Annotated in this window: 15 protein-coding genes; 11 read left to right on the top strand and 4 right to left on the bottom strand. The window is 66.6% G+C overall.

Translation table 11 applies throughout. The annotated features are described in order from the left end of the window. Positions 1 to 131 precede the first annotated feature (131 nt). The 10 genes from DXK21_RS10565 (at position 132) to DXK21_RS10520 (ending at position 10,882) form a co-directional block, all read left to right on the top strand. A complete protein-coding gene (locus tag DXK21_RS10565) occupies positions 132 to 3,059 on the top strand; it encodes a monovalent cation/H+ antiporter subunit A (RefSeq protein ID WP_114817745.1) in 2,928 nt (975 codons plus the stop codon). Continuing rightward, on the top strand, positions 3,059 to 3,403 hold the full coding sequence (locus DXK21_RS10560) for a Na+/H+ antiporter subunit C (RefSeq protein WP_114817744.1): 345 nt from the start codon (positions 3,059 to 3,061) through the stop codon (positions 3,401 to 3,403). Before DXK21_RS10565 ends, DXK21_RS10560 begins: the two co-directional genes overlap by 1 nt. After that, the gene (locus DXK21_RS10555; protein WP_114817743.1) at positions 3,400 to 4,998 is read left to right on the top strand and encodes a monovalent cation/H+ antiporter subunit D; all 1,599 of its coding nucleotides are present in this window, start codon (positions 3,400 to 3,402) and stop codon (positions 4,996 to 4,998) included. The genes DXK21_RS10560 and DXK21_RS10555 overlap by 4 nt, the downstream gene beginning before the upstream one ends. Beyond that, positions 4,995 to 5,486 (top strand): Na+/H+ antiporter subunit E, encoded by a 492-nt coding sequence (locus DXK21_RS10550; RefSeq protein ID WP_211306015.1) that lies wholly within the window; start codon positions 4,995 to 4,997, stop codon positions 5,484 to 5,486. Before DXK21_RS10555 ends, DXK21_RS10550 begins: the two co-directional genes overlap by 4 nt. After that, positions 5,483 to 5,767 carry a K+/H+ antiporter subunit F gene (locus tag DXK21_RS10545; RefSeq protein ID WP_114817742.1) on the top strand — a complete coding sequence of 95 codons (285 nt, stop codon included), beginning with the start codon at positions 5,483 to 5,485 and terminating at the stop codon, positions 5,765 to 5,767. Before DXK21_RS10550 ends, DXK21_RS10545 begins: the two co-directional genes overlap by 4 nt. After that, positions 5,764 to 6,105, top strand: a complete 342-nt coding sequence (gene mnhG, locus DXK21_RS10540; RefSeq protein ID WP_114817741.1) for a monovalent cation/H(+) antiporter subunit G — start codon at positions 5,764 to 5,766, stop codon at positions 6,103 to 6,105. Before DXK21_RS10545 ends, mnhG begins: the two co-directional genes overlap by 4 nt. Positions 6,106 to 6,257: 152 nt before the next feature. Continuing rightward, complete coding sequence (locus tag DXK21_RS10535; RefSeq protein WP_114817740.1) at positions 6,258 to 6,938, top strand: SDR family oxidoreductase; 681 nt, start codon at positions 6,258 to 6,260, stop codon at positions 6,936 to 6,938. Positions 6,939 to 7,094: 156 nt separating this feature from the next. Continuing rightward, positions 7,095 to 8,333 (top strand): parallel beta-helix domain-containing protein, encoded by a 1,239-nt coding sequence (locus DXK21_RS10530; protein ID WP_114817739.1) that lies wholly within the window; start codon positions 7,095 to 7,097, stop codon positions 8,331 to 8,333. A gap of 9 nt (positions 8,334 to 8,342) precedes the next feature. Further along, positions 8,343 to 9,494, top strand: coding sequence for an SO2930 family diheme c-type cytochrome (locus DXK21_RS10525; protein ID WP_114817738.1), 1,152 nt, complete (start codon positions 8,343 to 8,345; stop codon positions 9,492 to 9,494). Further along, the gene (locus DXK21_RS10520) at positions 9,485 to 10,882 is read left to right on the top strand and encodes an aldehyde dehydrogenase family protein (RefSeq protein ID WP_114817737.1); all 1,398 of its coding nucleotides are present in this window, start codon (positions 9,485 to 9,487) and stop codon (positions 10,880 to 10,882) included. The genes DXK21_RS10525 and DXK21_RS10520 overlap by 10 nt, the downstream gene beginning before the upstream one ends. A 9-nt stretch (positions 10,883 to 10,891) precedes the next feature. Here DXK21_RS10520 and DXK21_RS10515 read toward each other — a convergent pair whose 3' ends face one another. Then, positions 10,892 to 11,554 (bottom strand): TetR/AcrR family transcriptional regulator, encoded by a 663-nt coding sequence (locus DXK21_RS10515; protein ID WP_162790641.1) that lies wholly within the window; start codon positions 11,552 to 11,554, stop codon positions 10,892 to 10,894. Between the two features lie 145 nt (positions 11,555 to 11,699). Here DXK21_RS10515 and DXK21_RS10510 point away from each other — a divergent pair, with 145 nt between their 5' ends. Further along, positions 11,700 to 14,117 carry a TonB-dependent receptor gene (locus tag DXK21_RS10510; RefSeq protein ID WP_114817735.1) on the top strand — a complete coding sequence of 806 codons (2,418 nt, stop codon included), beginning with the start codon at positions 11,700 to 11,702 and terminating at the stop codon, positions 14,115 to 14,117. 43 nt (positions 14,118 to 14,160) lie between these two features. Here the strand turns inward: DXK21_RS10510 and DXK21_RS10505 are convergent, their stop codons facing one another. Genes DXK21_RS10505 through DXK21_RS10495 form a run of 3 tightly spaced genes read right to left on the bottom strand, consistent with a single transcriptional unit; the run spans position 14,161 to position 15,982 of the window. Beyond that, positions 14,161 to 14,601, bottom strand: a complete 441-nt coding sequence (locus tag DXK21_RS10505) for a hypothetical protein (RefSeq protein WP_114817734.1) — start codon at positions 14,599 to 14,601, stop codon at positions 14,161 to 14,163. Positions 14,602 to 14,605: 4 nt separating this feature from the next. Next, entirely contained in the window at positions 14,606 to 15,208 is a 603-nt protein-coding gene (locus DXK21_RS10500) for an OmpH family outer membrane protein (protein WP_114817733.1), read from the bottom strand. Positions 15,209 to 15,211: 3 nt separating this feature from the next. Then, complete coding sequence (locus tag DXK21_RS10495; protein ID WP_114817732.1) at positions 15,212 to 15,982, bottom strand: SapC family protein; 771 nt, start codon at positions 15,980 to 15,982, stop codon at positions 15,212 to 15,214. Between the last annotated feature and the right edge of the window lie 6 nt (positions 15,983 to 15,988).

Genomic DNA, 15,988 nt, shown 5'->3' with positions numbered 1-15,988 from the left:
ACGCACATGTTACTTCATGGGCGTGTGCGTGCTGTTTCACTGCGGTTCGTCACAGTCTAGCCTACAGTTCCAGGACGATCCGCCCTTCAGGCCAGCTTCCTGAGTCTTTCAGAACAGGAACCCCGCCACGCATGCCTCATATGGTCCTGCTGCTCATTCCGTTTGGAGCGCCCTTTGTGGCGGCGTTGATGGCGATCTTCCTGCCGTCACGCGCACGCAACGCGGCAGCAGGTCTGGCGTGGTCGGCGTCGCTGGCGGGGGTCATCTGTCTCATCGCCCTCTTCCCTGCGGTTGCAGGCGGAGAGCCCGTGCGCTGGTCCGTGCCATGGCTGCCGACGTTGGGCGTCAACTTCACGCTGCGGCTGGACGGCCTGGCCTGGCTGTTCGCCTTCATGGTTCAGGGCATAGGCGCGCTGGTGGTGCTGTACGCCCGCTACTACATGTCGGCGGACGATCCCGTTCCACGCTTTTTCGCCTTCCTGCTGGCCTTCATGGGGGCCATGACCGGGATGGTGATGGCCGGGGACCTGATCCAGTTGGCCGCCTTCTGGGAGCTGACCAGCCTCTTCTCCTTCCTGCTGATCGGCTACTGGCACCATAGCGCCGCGGCCCGCGACGGGGCCCGAATGGCGCTGACGGTCACGGCGGCGGGCGGCCTGTGCCTGCTGGCCGGCGTCGTTGTCCTGGGACGCATCGTCGGCAGCTTCGATCTGGACGTGGTTCTGGCCTCAGGCGACGTTATCAAGAACAGCCCCTGGTATCTGACCGCCCTGATCCTGATCCTGGCCGGCGCCTTGACCAAGAGCGCGCAGTTCCCCTTTCATTTCTGGCTGCCGCGCGCGATGGCGGCCCCGACCCCGGTCAGCGCCTATCTGCATTCGGCGACCATGGTGAAGGCGGGCGTCTTTCTGCTGATCCGCCTATGGCCCGTGCTGGCGGGGACCGACGCCTGGTACGTCATCGTCAGTACGGCGGGCATGGCGACCCTGTTGTTCGGCGCATGGAGCGCGGTCTTCCAGAATGATCTCAAGGGCTTGCTGGCCTATTCCACCATCAGCCATCTGGGACTGATCACCCTGCTGCTGGGCCTGGGCAGCCCGCTGGCGGCGGTGGCGGCCATCTTCCACACGGTGAACCACGCCACCTTCAAGGCCTCGCTGTTCATGGCTGCGGGGGTCATCGACCACGAAACCGGCACCCGCGACATGCGCAAGCTGAGCGGCCTCAGACAGGCGATGCCGGTGACGGCGGCGCTCGCCATCGTCGCCGCGGCGGCCATGGCGGGTGTCCCCTTGCTCAACGGCTTCCTGTCCAAGGAGATGTTCCTGGCCGAAGCGATCGCCCACACCGGCGGCCGCCACCTGAACCTGGCCCTGCCCGTCCTGGCCACGGTCGCCAGCCTGCTCAGCGTGCTCTATTCCGTGCGCTTCATCCACCAGACCTTCTTCGGCCCGCCTCCGGTCGATCTGCCCAAAGAGCCGCATGAGCCGCCGCGCTGGATGCGCTTTCCTATCGAGGTGCTGGTTGGCCTGTGCATCCTTGTCGGCGTCCTGCCGGCGATCACCATCGGGCCGGTGCTGGCCGTCGCCGTGCGCTCGGTGCTGGGCGAGGACGTCCCCTACTACAGCCTCGCCCTGTGGCACGGTTTCAACCTGCCGCTGCTGATGAGCGCCATCGCCCTGATCGGCGGGGTGGCGGCCTACAAACTGCTCGGCCCGCGCATCAATCGCAGCCATCGTCCCTGGCTGGTCGGCCGCTTCAACGGCGCGCGCGCCTATGACCGGGTCATGCGGGCGTTCAAGGGCGGCGCGGAATGGATCGTGCGCCGCTTAGGCGCCAGCCGCCAGCAGGCGCGCCTGCGCGCCGTCATCCTGACCTGCATGCTGGCCGCTGTCCTGGCCAGCGGCCTGGCGGGACTGGGCTTCAGCGAAGTGGGCATGACCATCCAGCGCCCCGGTCTGGGCTTCACCCTGCTCTGGATCATTGGCGCGTCCTGCGCCCTGGGGGCGGCCTGGCAGGCCAAGTATCATCGGCTGGCGGCCGTAGTGCTGGTCGGCGGCGCCGGTCTGGTCAGTTGCCTGACCTTCGTCTGGTTCTCGGCGCCGGATTTGGCGACCACCCAGATGCTGGTCGAAATCGTCACGACCGTCCTGTTGCTGCTGGGCCTGCGATGGCTGCCCAAGCGCCTGCCCGACCTCGCCTCGCCTCAACAGGAAGCCAAGGCGCGGCGACGGCGTTTGGCGGATATGGCGATCGCCGTCGCGGCAGGCGCCGGCGTCGCGCTGATCGCCTTCGCCGTCATGACCCGGCCTGCGGACTCGCCCTTGGCGCGCTACTTCCTCGACCATGCCTATTCGGAGGGCGGAGGGCGCAATGTCGTCAACGTCCTGCTGGTCGATTTCCGCGCCTTCGACACCCTGGGCGAAATCACCGTCCTGGGCATCGTGGGTCTGACGATATGGGCCCTGCTTCGGCGGTTCCGTCCGGCCGCGGACAGTCTCGGCGACACGGTGCAGAAGCAGGATCAGGACGACAGCGACGACCGTCACAAGGATCGCTCTGTCGGCGACACCCTGCCCGAGACCATGCTGATCCCGCGCGTGGTGATGCGCTGGCTGTTCCCCTTCATCGTCCTGCTGGCGGTGCATCTGTTCTTGCGGGGGCACGACCTGCCCGGCGGCGGTTTCGCGGCGGGCGTCACGCTCTCGATCGCCTTCATCCTGCAATATATGGCGTCCGGGGCGCGCTGGGTCGAAGAACGGCTGGAGATCCGGCCCCTGGTCTGGATCGGCGGCGGACTGCTGATCGCGGCGCTGTCGGGCGTCGCCTCCTGGCTGTTCGGCTATCCCCTGCTGACCTCGTGGTTCCGCTATGTGGACCTGCCGCTGATCGGCAAGACGCCGCTGGCGTCGGCGGTGGTGTTTGACGCCGGGGTGGCCCTGCTGGTGGTCGGCGCGACGGTCCTGATGCTGGTCGCCATCGCTCACCAGTCGTTGCGGAAGTCTCGCCCCGTGGCCCCCATCGCAGCAAAAGTCGCCGCAAAAGAGGAGACCTTCTGATGGAACTGGTTCTCGCTCTCGGCATCGGCGTCCTGACCGCCGCCGGCGTCTGGCTGCTGCTGCGCCCCCGCACCTTCCAGGTCATCATCGGCCTGTCGTTGCTGGGCTATGCCGTCAATCTCTTCATCTTCGCCATGGGGCGGCTGCGCAGCGGTTCTCCGCCGGTGCTTCGTGGCGAAGGTCACGTTGATCCCGCCGCCTATGCCGATCCTGTGCCTCAGGCCCTGGTCCTGACCGCCATCGTCATCAGCTTCGCCCTGACCGCCCTGTTTCTGGTCGTGCTGCTGACCAGTCGCGGCATCACCGGCAGCGACCACATCGACGGACGGGAGCCGGGCGAATGACCGACTGGCAAGACCACCTGATCGTCGTTCCCGTCGTCCTGCCGCTGATCGCGGCGGCGAGCATGCTGCTGCTCAAGGAACAGCGCTATGGCCTGAAGGCCATGATCAGCCTTTGCTGCCTGATCGCCCTGGTCGGCGTCGCCTTCGTCCTGTTGCATGAAGCTTCGGTGGGCGGGCCTGCGGGCGACGACACGGCGCGCATCTATAACCTTGGCTCATGGTCGGCGCCGTTCGGCATCACCCTGGTGGCGGACAGGCTGTCGACCCTGATGCTGGCGCTGACGGCGACGCTGGCCGCCGGCGGCCTGCTGTTCGCCTTCGCCCGCTGGGATCGGGCCGGGCCACGCTTCCACGCCCTCTATCTACTGCTGATCATGGGGGTGAACGGCGCGGTCCTGACCGGCGACCTGTTCAACCTGTTCGTCTTCTTCGAAGTCATGCTGGCCGCGTCATACGGGCTGTTGCTGCATGGATCGGGTGAGAGGCGGGTGCGGGCGGGGCTCGGCTATGTCGCCATCAACCTGACGGCGTCCCTATTCTTCCTGATCGGGGTCAGCCTGATCTACGGCGTCACCGGCGCCCTGAACATGGCCGACATCGCCGATCGGATCGCAACGATCCCGAGCCAGGATCGCGCTATGTTTCATATCGGCTGCGCCATTCTGGGCGTGGCCTTCCTGGTCAAGGCGGCGGCCTGGCCGCTCGGCTTCTGGCTGCCCGGCGCCTATGCCGCGGCCAGCGCCCCGGTCGCCGCCGTGTTCGCCATCCTCAGCAAGGTCGGGGTCTATGTGATCATCCGCCTGTCGACGCTGCTGTTCGGCGCCGAGGCGGGGGCTTCGACCGGGTTCGGCGACCTCTGGCTTCTGTCTGCGGGCGTCGCCACGGTCGTCTTCGGCGCGGCAGGCATGGTGGCGTCACGGCGCCTGGAACAGGCGGCGGGCTATGCCGTCATGGTTTCGTCTGGAACGGTTCTGGCCATTGCGGGGACCGCCAGTCCCGACGCCCTCGGCGGCGCCCTCTTCTATATGGCGGCGTCCACCCTGGCGGCGGGCGCCCTGTTCCTCATCGCCGAGATCCTGGCCAGAGGCGAAGATCAGGCCGTATCGCCAGAGGACGCCGTGTTTGACGACGAGTATGATGATCCCTTCGCCGCAGACGATGTGCATGAGGTGGGACGTATTCTACCCGCCTCGACCGCCTTCCTGGGCGGCGCCTTTATCCTGGCCGGTCTGGTGACGGTGAGCCTGCCCCCTCTGGCTGGGTTTGCCGGAAAGCTGAGCATCTTTGTCGCCCTGTTGTCTGGCGACGGCGTCCTGTCGGGCGCCAGCTGGACGCTGGTTGGGGTGCTGACCCTGTCCAGCTTCGCCGCCCTGATCGCGCTGACCCGGTTCGGCGTCGCGGGTTTCTGGCGCAGGGAAGACGCCGCTCCGCACAAGGTCAGAAGCCCCGAGTTCCTCGCCATCGGCGGTCTGGTTCTGTGCTGTCTGTGGCTGAGCATCGGCGCCGCAGCCGGTCTGACCTATGGCGAGAAGACGGGGGAATGGCTGGCCTCTCCGCGCACCTACATCAATGAAGTGCTGGGAGCCGGATCATGATCCGCGCCGTCCTTCCTCACCCCCTGCTCGCCGCCGGGCTGTTCGCGACCTGGCTCTTGCTCAACGGCCCCCTCTCGGCGGGCGACATGGTCGTCGCATTCCTGGTCGCCCTGATTATCCCGCAGGTCATGCGTCAGCTGGAGCCCGACCGATCGGGCGTGCGGTCTCCCGGTGCCATTCTGCGGCTGGCGAGCTATGTGGCCGTGGACGTAGTGCGCTCGAACTACGCGGTGGCGGCCATCATCATGGGGCGTCGCCGACACATCCGCCGGTCGGGCTTCATCCATGTGCCGCTTGATCTTCGCAATCGTTACGGACTGGCGGTTCTGGCCATCATCCTGACCAGCACGCCCGGAACCCTGTGGGTGCAATACGACCGCGCGACCGGCAGTCTGCTGCTGCACGTCCTCGACCTGATCGAGGAAGGCGAATGGATCGACCTGATCAAGGGTCGGTATGAACGTCTGTTGCTGGAGATCTTCCCGTGACCGCCTCGACCGTCCTGTTCTGGGGACTGGGCGTGGCCCAGGCGCTGCTGTTGCTGGCCATGCTGCTGGCGGCCTGGCGAATGATCCGCGGCCCGCGGGCGCAGGATCGTATTCTCGGCCTCGACACCCTCTACCTGAACGCCATGCTTCTGATCCTGGTTCAGGGGATGCGCAGCGGCGTCGGCCTCTATTTCGAAGCGGCGCTGATCATCGGCATGCTGGGCTTCACCGCCACGGTGGCCTTGGCCAAGTTCCTGATGCGCGGCGAGGTGATTGAATGAACCCCCTGATCGAACTCCCGCTCTGGGCGGCCTGGCTGGTCGTCGCCCTCGCCTTGTGCGGCGGCTTGCTGGCACTGACCGGATCAATCGGCCTGGTCGTGCTCAAGCGCTTCTATGAGCGCGTCCATGCGCCGACCCTGGGAGCCACCCTGGGCATGACCCTGATCGTCCTCGCCTCGATGGTGTTCTGGTCGCTTTCAGAGGGGAGGTTCGCGCTCAGAGACCTGCTGATCGGCGTCTTCCTGACCGTCACCACACCCGTGACCCTGATCCTGCTGGCCCGCGCCGCCGCCTATCGCGACCGCATCGAGGGCGACGCCCAGGTTCCACCGGAATAGTCGTGCAGCGGTCGGGCGACGCACCTGAACCTCTGCGATAGGGCGCTTTTTACGCAGGAGAGGCTTTCAGGCGAAGGCCGGGGTCGGCGCCCGCCTTGACCCGACCGTGTCGCCGCCCGAAGCTGCACGAAAGCGCAATACGAGAGAGTGCGATGAGCAAGCGAGTCACAGTGATCACCGGCGCCTCAGGCGTGCTCGGACGGGCCATCGCGGACGCCGCCCTGGCGCGCGGCGACGCCGTCGCCGCCATCGACTTCGGTCCCGTTGAGCGCGCTGACGGCGACGACTGGATGGGTCTGGGCGGCGTCGACCTGACTGATCCCGCCGCCGCCGGGAGCGCCATCGACGCCGTGGTTCAGCGGTTTGGCCGCATCGACTGCCTGCTGAACGCGGTCGGCGGTTTCGTCTGGCAGATGACCGACGGCCCGCTGGAGAACTGGGACCGGATGCACCGGATGAACCTGACGACGGTGCTGAACGCCTGTCGCGCGGCCCTGCCCCATCTGTCGCAATCGACCGCCGGACGCATCGTCAACGTCGGCGCCCTGGGCGCGCTTCAGGCCGGCGCCGGCATGGGCGCCTATGCCGCTTCAAAGGCCGGCGTGCATAAGCTGACCGAAGCCCTGGCCGAAGAGACCAAGGCGACCGCCCTGACTATCAACGCCGTCCTGCCCTCCATCATCGACACGCCCGCCAACCGCGCCGACATGGCCGACGCCGACTTCTCGACCTGGGTCCAGCCGAGTGAGCTGGCGGCGGCCATGCTGTTCCTCGCCAGCGACGCCGCCTCGGCGGTGACGGGCGCGCTCCTGCCGGTCAAGGGGCGCGTCTAAAGAGACCGGTCACCCACCTCTTCTCGGTCCCCGCAATACGGTACGGGTCCGACGACGCAAAAACAGAAACAGTTTCCTTTTCTCCTTGCGAGAACGCCAGCCATATGAAAATCTCCGGTTGGGGAAACACTCACAGGCGTTCTGGAGGGGGAAATCATGAAAATGCGCACATGGCTGCCGGTCGCAATGATGCTGATGCTGGGCGCCTGCGGGACGAAGCCGACCGAGAAGGGCACGGACCTCTCGAAGGCGAACACCACCTACCAGAATGAGCTGATGGAGCAGCTGATCGACGCCAAGCCAGGTACGGTGATCGAAATCCCAGCGGGCGTCTTCACTATCGACACGAGCCTGAGCCTGGCCGTCGACGGCGTGACCATTCGCGGTCAGGGCATGGACAAGACCATCCTGAACTTCCGCAATCAGGCGGCCGGCGCCCAGGGCCTGCTGGTCACGGCCAGCAACTTCACCATCGAGGACCTGGCGCTTGAAGACACCAAGGGCGACGCCCTGAAGATCAACGAGGGCGAGAACATCATCGTGCGCCGTATCCGCACGGAATGGACGCAAGGCCCCAAGACCGAGAACGGCGCCTATGGCATCTATCCGGTGCAGACGAAGAACGTCCTGATCGAGGACAGCGTGGCGATCGGCGCCTCCGACGCCGGCATCTATGTCGGCCAGTCGAAGAACGTCGTGGTCCGCCGCAACCGGGCCGAATTCAACGTCGCCGGGATCGAGATCGAGAACTGCATCGACGCCGACGTCTATGAAAATCTGGCCACCAACAACACCGGCGGCATTCTGGTCTTCAACATGCCCCAGCTGCAGCAGGCGGGCTATCGCACGCGCGTGTTCAACAACCGCGCCATCGCCAACAATACGCGGAACTTCGGCCACGCCGGCACCCCGGTCGCCAGCGTGCCGGCGGGGACCGGCGTGATCGTAAACTCCAATGATCAGGTCGAGATTTTCGACAATGAGATCGCCGACAACAAGACCGGCAACATCATCATCTCCGCCCTGTTCTCGGCCGGTTACTCCGACAGCGCCATGAGCGCCGATTTCGACCCCTATCCTGAGAGCATCCTGATCAAGGACAACCGCTTCAGCGGCGGCGGAAACGCGCCTGACGGCATGGATTTCCAGGCGCTGCGCATCGCCAAGTTCGGTCCCACGGGCCGCTTCCCCGACATCCTCTGGGACGGATATGTCAACCCCAAGCGCCTGGTGAACGGCCAGTTGCCCGCCGCTCTGCGCATCTGCATCGACAATGGCGAGGCCGGTATTCTGAATGTGGACGGACCGAACAAGTACGCCAATCCGAACACCGACATGACGCCGCACAAATGCACCCTGCCGCGCCTGTCGCCCGTCGTCCTGCCGGGAGCCTGACGCGGCCTCATGTCCCGGTTCACTCTGCTTACCCTTTGCCTGTCGCTCGTCGTCGGAGCGGCGGCCTGCACCAGGGCGCAACCTCCACAGGCCATGGTCGATCCGACCTATTTCGCCACCGAGAACCCCAAGTCTCTGCGCGACTGGGGCATGGTGCAGGTGTCCGGCGACGCCCTGGTCCTGGGCCAGCGTGTCACGCCCTATGACCTGACGACGCCGCTGTTCACAGACTATGCGCAGAAACTGCGGACCATCTGGATGCCGCCCGGCGCCGCGGCGGACTACAAGCCGGATCAGCCGGACGACGCTCTGGCCTTCCCGGTGGGAACCGTCATCACCAAGACCTTCTTCTATCAGACCGGACGCGGCGGTCGGGTGCTGCAACAGGCCGACCAAGCCGTGATCCATGACGGCGAAGGGCTAAACCTGAAGACGGTGCGCATGGTCGAGACCCGGCTGCTGATCCATCGGCCAGAGGGCTGGGCCGCGCTGACCTATCTGTGGAACGAGGCTCAGACTGAGGCGGTCCTGCACCGGGTCGGTGCGGTGGTCCCGCTGAAGTTGGCGCGCGAGGACGGCAAGGACCAAGCCTTCTCCTACATCGTGCCGAACGTGACCCAGTGTTCGGCCTGTCACGCGACCAATGTGGCCACGCGCGTCATCCAGCCGATCGGCCCCAAGGCCCGGCTGCTCAACCGCGAATTCGCCTATGCGGACGGGTCCGAGAACCAGCTGACGCGGCTGACCAAGACGGGCTATCTGCGCGGCCTCGCCGATCCGAAAGAGGCCCCGGCGGACGTGTCGTGGACCGACAAAAGCGCCTCGCTTGAGGCGCGGGTACGGGCCTATCTCGACGTCAACTGCGGCCATTGCCACAACCCGGAAGGTCCAGCCGACACCTCGGGCCTGTACCTGAACGCCGCCACGCCGGTGTCGGGGCCGTCCGGCGTCTGCAAGCTGCCGGTCGCCGCCGGCCCCGGCACCGGCAACCTTCGTTTCGACATCGTGCCAGGAGACGCCAAGGCGTCGATCCTGTCCTACCGCATGGCCTCTACGAACCCCGCCGTGATGATGCCCGAGATCGGCCGCTCGACCGCCCACGCCGAGGGCGTGACCCTCGTCGGCTTCTGGATCGATTCAATGGAGGGATCATGCCGGTAGAAACTGCGCTGCCCCCTGCCCCCGATGTCGCTGCGGTGGTCCAGACCCTGCGCGCAGCCTTTGACAGCGGCCTGACGCGCGATCTGGCCTGGCGAAAGAGTCAGCTCGCCGCGCTCGAACGGATGATGGTCGAGAACGAGCCCGAGATCGCCGGGGCCCTGAAGGCCGACCTGGGCAAGCCCTTCGGCGAGGCCTGCACGGCCGAGATCGATTTCGTCCGCAAGGAAGCGGCCCACGCGCAAAAGCACCTGCGTCGCTGGACCCGGCCGCAACGGACCGCGTCGCCGATCGCGATCCAGCCCGGCAAGAGCGTCATCGAGGCCGCGCCCTATGGCGTGACCCTGATCATCGGGGCGTGGAACTATCCCTTCCAGCTGGTGCTGGCGCCGCTGGTCGGGGCCATAGCCGCGGGCAACTGCGCCGTTATCAAGCCTTCGGAAATGACGGCCCAGTCGTCGGCCCTGCTGAAGCAACTGGTGGCGCGGTATCTGGACCCGCGCGCCGTCACCGTGGTCGAGGGCGATGCCGACGTATCGACCGCCCTGCTGGCCCAGAAGTTCGACCTGATCTTCTACACCGGCGGCGAACGCGTGGGCCGGGTCGTGATGGCGGCGGCGGCCAGACATCTGACCCCGGTCGTGCTGGAGCTGGGCGGCCAGAACCCCTGCATCGTCGATGAGACCGCCGACTTGGCGGTCGCCGCCCGGCGCATTGTCTGGGGCCGCTTCCTCAACGCCGGCCAGATCTGCGTGGCGCCCGATCACGTCTATGTCGCCGCCTCGGTCGAGGCCCGGCTGCTGGAAGAGCTGACGCGGGCGGTGACGACCATGTTCGGTCCCGATCCCAAGGAGAGCCCCGACTACGGCCGCATCATCAACCCGCGCCATGCCGCGCGGCTGCAGGCCCTGCTGGCTGATGGTCGCGCCGTCACGGGGGGCGTGGCCGATATCGACGCCTGCTATGTCGCACCCACCATCCTGACCGAGGTCTCGGCGGATGCGCCGGTGCTAGCCGAGGAAATCTTCGGGCCCATCCTGCCGGTCCTGCCCTATGACAGACTGGATGCGCCGCTGGCGGCCATCAACGCCCGGTCGCCGGCCCTGGCCCTCTATGCCTTCACCAGGAACAAGGCGACTGCCGACCGGATCATCGCCTCGACGCGATCAGGCTCCGTGACGATCAACGATGTCGTGGTCTTCATGGCCAACCCCAACCTGCCCTTCGGCGGCGTCGGGGCCAGCGGCATGGGCGCCTATCATGGACGCTACAGTTTCGAGACCTTCAGCCACCGCCGCGCCGTGCTGAGGCGCAGCTTCGCCCTGGACGCCAGCGTCCGCTATCCGCCCTTCTCCAAGTCCAAGCTGGCGCTGCTGCGGCGCGTGACCTGAGGTTGCGTCTCAGGCGGGGTCTTCCAGATAGAGCGAAAGATAGCGCTCCAGCGCCAGCGTGGCCTCGGCGAACAGGCTGTCGGTCCATTCCGACTGGGCCTCGCCGCTGGTCAGGGTTTCAAATGAGGTGAAGATCTCGGTGGCCATGCGTGCGACCGCCAGCGGCGCAGTGCCATGGAAGCCGTCCAGCCCCTTTTCCCACCGCGCCGCCAGATAGGCCGCGATCTGCGCATTGGCGTGTTCCTTGACGATCCGCAGCTCGCGGGTGGTCAGCATCAGGTGGAACAGCGGCCGATAGGCCGGGTCCTCGTTCAAGGTCCTTCTCAGGACCAGCATGACCTCAAGGTGACGCTCGCGCCAGGAGGTGTACTGCGGGTTCTCAAGAATCTCGGCGATTCGACCGTGGATCTGCGACACCAGGGTCTCGAACAGCTCCTTGTAGATGGCGAAGACGTTCGGGAAGTAGCGATAGATCGAGCTGACCGGCACATCGGCTTCGGCGGCGATGCTGCTGGTGGTGATGGTGTCCACAGAGGTGGTCGCCAGCAGGCGTTCGGTCGCCGCCAGGACGCTGTCGATCCGGTCGCGCGCACGTTGCTGCATCGGCGCCGTGCGCCGTTCCAAAGTCTTGGCCAGCGTGGCGGTGGTCTCTTGCGGCGTGCGCGGGGCCACTGACGTCGTCCTCTCCATCCGGTTCCACAGGCCGTCTAACACGACCTGACGCCCCTGCAAGGGCGCATAGGCGCACAGCCCCTTGTCAAACGGAATAATATTCTGTTTCGTAAAGTTCAGGGAACGGGGATTTGGGAGGGCGACTATGATCAAGATGGAATTCTGCCTGAAGGCGACGTTGGCTGCAGGCGTGGGCGCAGTCGCTCTGATGGGGCCTGATCTGGCCAGGGCGCAGGAGGCGACGTCGCTGGACGACGTCATCGTCACCGCCCAACGCCGCGAACAAAGTCTCCAGGAGGTGCCGATCACGGTCAGCGTGCTCACCGCCGCGACCTTGGAGGCGCTGGCCGCCGACGACATGGGCGACATGGCCGCCTTCGTGCCCGGCCTGTCGGTCTCGAACACCAGCCCGACCCAGGCGCGCTACAGCATTCGCGGCGTCGCGACCTCGGACTTCGGCGTCGGGACCGACCCGGCGGTCGGGGTCTATATCGACGGGGTCTATGCCGCCCGATCCGGCGCGGCCCTGCTGGCGTTCAGCGACGTGGCGCGGGTCGAGGTGCTGAAGGGGCCGCAGGGCACCCTGTTCGGCCGCAACAGCGCCGCAGGCGCCGTCTCCATCACCACCAACAAGCCCAGCGACGAGCTCGAGGCCCGGCTGGGTCTGCGGCTCGGCGAATATGACAAGCGCCGTCTTGAGGGCCTGATCAACGTGCCGATCAACGAGGCCATGGCCTTGCGGGTCAATGCGCTGGTGAACCGCCGCGACGGCTGGCTGATCGATAGCGCGACGGGCGAGGACTATGATCGCGAAGACAACTGGGCGGCCCGCGCGGCCCTGCGCTGGGACATCACGCCCCAGACCCAGGCGATCCTGAGCTGGACCCATGACGAGATCGATCAGGATGCGCGCCCGGCGATCGGCGTCGCGCCCATCCCGGCGGCGCCCGGCCTGCCCGCCTTCCCGTCCGACCCCGCCGACTACACCAATCCGTTCGAGCGACGCGTCTTCAACGACGTCATCGACAACCACGAGACGCGCCGCCTCGACGAGGGCGTGCTGACCATCACACACGCCTTTGGCGACATTGATTTCACCTCCCTGACCTCGGTCCGGCGCTTCACCACCGAGAACCGCGAGGACGAGGACGGCACTAACCGCCCGGACCTGTATTTCGACACCAACAACCGGGAAAAGAACCGATCCTGGTATCAGGAATTCCGCCTCGCCGGTGAAAGCGGCGCCTTCAACTGGATCGCCGGCGCCAGCTATTATTCCGAAAACGCCAAGCAGCGCAGCGACACCTACGCCACCACCGACAGCATCAACACCATCCTGACCAATGCGGCCGGCATGCCGCTGTTCTCGCTCGCCGACATGATCCTGGGCATGGCCGGCATTCCCGCCAGCACCCTGGGCCACAGCTGGCAGGAGGACATGATCAACGAGGGCGACTTCGAGGCCACGGCCCTCTTCGCCGACGTCATCTGGGCCGCCACGGATCGCCTGAACCTGACGTTCGGTCTGCGCTACACCCAAGACAAGAAGTCGTTCCAGTGGCTGAACGACCGCCGCGTCGCGCCCGGACTGGACGCGGTGCTCAATGACCCGACGATCAACTTCGTGCTCAGCGACAACATGGGTCCGGGCCTCGGCTATCTATACGCCGACTATGTCTTCGACCTGTCCGGTCTGGCCGGCGTGCCGTGCGAAAACGGCGTCACCGTTCAGGAAGGCGTGACTTGCAAGCTGTCGGATTCGTGGGAGGACCTCAGCCCGCGCTTCGTTGCAGACTACCACCTGACCGACAGCGCCATGGTCTTCTTCTCCTACGCCAAGGGCTACAAGGCCGGAGGCTTCAACAGCGTCGAGGTGGCCTCGCGTTTCGACAACGAAGACGTCCAGAACTTTGAAATCGGCCTGAAGAGCGACCTGGGCGCCAAGGCCCGCCTCAACATCTCGGCCTTCCAGTACGACTATGACGGCAAGCAATCGATCCGCCTGGTCGTACCGGCGGGCTCCAGCGTGCCGCAGTATCTGATCGAGACCAGCGACGACACGGCCTGGGGCCTCGACATGCAACTGGACGTGGAGCCGCTGGAAGGACTGAAGCTGTTCGCCAACGCCCAGTACATCGACGCCACCTACAATCGGAAAATCACCGACGACGGCGATCTGGCCGGGCAGCCTACCGGCGAGCCCCTGTGGTCGGCGGCCGCCGGCGCCTCCTATCGCCACAACCTGGGCGATATGGGCTCGCTCGACATGCAGGTGATCCACGCCTATCGCGGCGAGGGTCGGTGCAACACCACTTCGACGGGCCAGGGCTCTTGCCTGAAGACCCGCTGGTTCGACCCGTCCGAGGCTCAGAACCGGACGGACGCGCGCCTCTACTGGCGGACTGCGAACGCGCGCTATCAGCTCGGCGTCTACGTCAACAACCTGTTCGACAATCAGTATGTGACCGGCGTCAACAACATCACCGCCACGACACTGGGCACGCCGTTCGTGGGCCTGACCGAACCCCGGATGTGGGGCGTGGACCTGACCTACACCTACTGACCGAGCGTCGCCCGAGCCTGCGTCGGCTCGAAAAGGCCTCCAGCTAGGTGGCCGCTTCCAGTTGAACGGCAAGACGCAGGGGCTGGAGCATTCCAGACGGCGGCGGCGGCAATCGTCGTCCCTGCACCGACGTTTGAAGATCGGCGTCCGCCCCTGGGTCGCCCAAAGGAGCAAAGCCGACGCGCGACACCACGCCGTCAGAGGCGATCCAGAGCTTCAACTCCAGCGACGGCGTCGGCTGATCAGGCCCCGAACGAGTCTGGTCCAGGTAGAGACGCAGGTTGGACGCCGCCTCGTCGTCCTCCTCCAGCCAGGTCTTTAAGGTGTGCGTCGCCGCTTCGGCGTAGGCGACCCACGCAGCGGGCGCAGCCTCCGGCGACAGGCTTTGGGCCTGAACCGGCGCCGCAAGCCCGAGCGCGGCGGCCAGCCCGGTCGCCAGGGCGCGCCAGGACGACCGTCTGGGACGGGTTGCAGCGCCGGTCACGGCTCTATCGCGCCGGCTGGGCGGCGGCCTGGGGCAGGCGTTCGCGTTCGAAGGTGATGGTCGACAGGCGGCTGTCCAGCGCCTGCACCACCTCGGCGGTCAGGTCGTTGGCGAAATTGCCGCCCAGGGCCGAGTTGCGGTCCAGCAGCAGGCCGCACGACTTGGTGGCATAGACCTGGGCGATGGCGGGCTGGGCCTCGTTGGCGATCCGCTCCATCGCCTTGACGCGCGTGGCCTCGACTTCCTGACCGGCGTGGGCGGCCTTCTGTTGCAGGGTCTGCCACTGGCCGGCCAGGGCCTCGGCGCGTTGGCGGCGGGCGGTGTTGTCGGGCTGGCTTTCGAGGGCGCGCAGTTCGGCCTCCAGCGGCTGGCGCTCGGCCTCGATCTCGGTCTGGGCGGCGGCGGCCAGTTCCTGAAGACGGGCGCTGGCGGCCTTGCCCGCCGCGGCGTTGGCGAAGACCGCCTCGCGCGACAGCAGACAGACGCCCGGAATGACCGGGCCGCCCAGAGGTTGGGCCTGTTGCGCGGCGGCTGGCACGGCGGCGCCCGCGACGGCGGCCAGGACCAGGGTTTGGGTCAGGGCGGCGAGAATGGAGCGGGTGGTCATGGATCAGGCTTTCTTTGACTTGGTCGGCTTGGTCGCGGGTTCAGCGGTCGCAGCCGCCTGGGCTTGCAGGGTCAGCAGCGCGCCGAAACGCTCCAGCGAGGCCAGATGGAAGTGAACCAGCGCCAGCCAGCCCCTACGGTGCCAGTCCAGCACGACAGCCTCGTCAAGGTTTGCGAACCGTTCCGTGTCGATCACCTGGAAACCGTCGAGGCCGAGCTTGCGCCCGTCCGGCAGGGTGGCGTCGGCGCGGCGGTCGATCAGCAGGTTCTGGGCGCGCGGGGCCTCGCCGAAGGCGCGGGTGGCCGCGGCCTCGCCCTGGAAGGTGTTGCAGAAGGCCATGGCGTCCTGCGTCAGCTGGCTGGGCTGATCGCCGTCGAACAGGGCCGCTCCCTCTTCGCCGGACCGGGTCACGCGATCGGACGCGGCGTCGATGGCCAGGGCGAAGCCATCGGGATTGATCGTCGAGATGAAGCCGAACGGATAGCGGCGCACATAGGCGGGCACATAGGCTTCGTCCATCCAGCGGCCCTCGGCGACGAACAGGTTGCGCTGCTCCAGACCCAGGACGGCCACGGGCTGCGCCCCCTCCCCGGCTGAAAAGACGACGGGATAGCTGCGAGCGGCGGCGGCGATCTCGCCGACCACCACGGGCACGAAGGGGGTTTCGGCGGCGAAGGCGACGTCGCCGTCCTTCAGGCGCCAGGCGGCGTGCTGGGCGGCCGAGAGCGGCTGCGGGTCGCGATAAAACAGGGGCAGGGCAATGGCCTGGGACATGGGATA

Source organism: Brevundimonas bullata, assembly GCF_003350205.1.
Taxonomy (GTDB): domain Bacteria; phylum Pseudomonadota; class Alphaproteobacteria; order Caulobacterales; family Caulobacteraceae; genus Brevundimonas; species Brevundimonas bullata.
The sequence above is the reverse complement of the archived record's forward strand: the minus strand, read 5'-3'. Positions and strand labels throughout refer to the sequence as shown.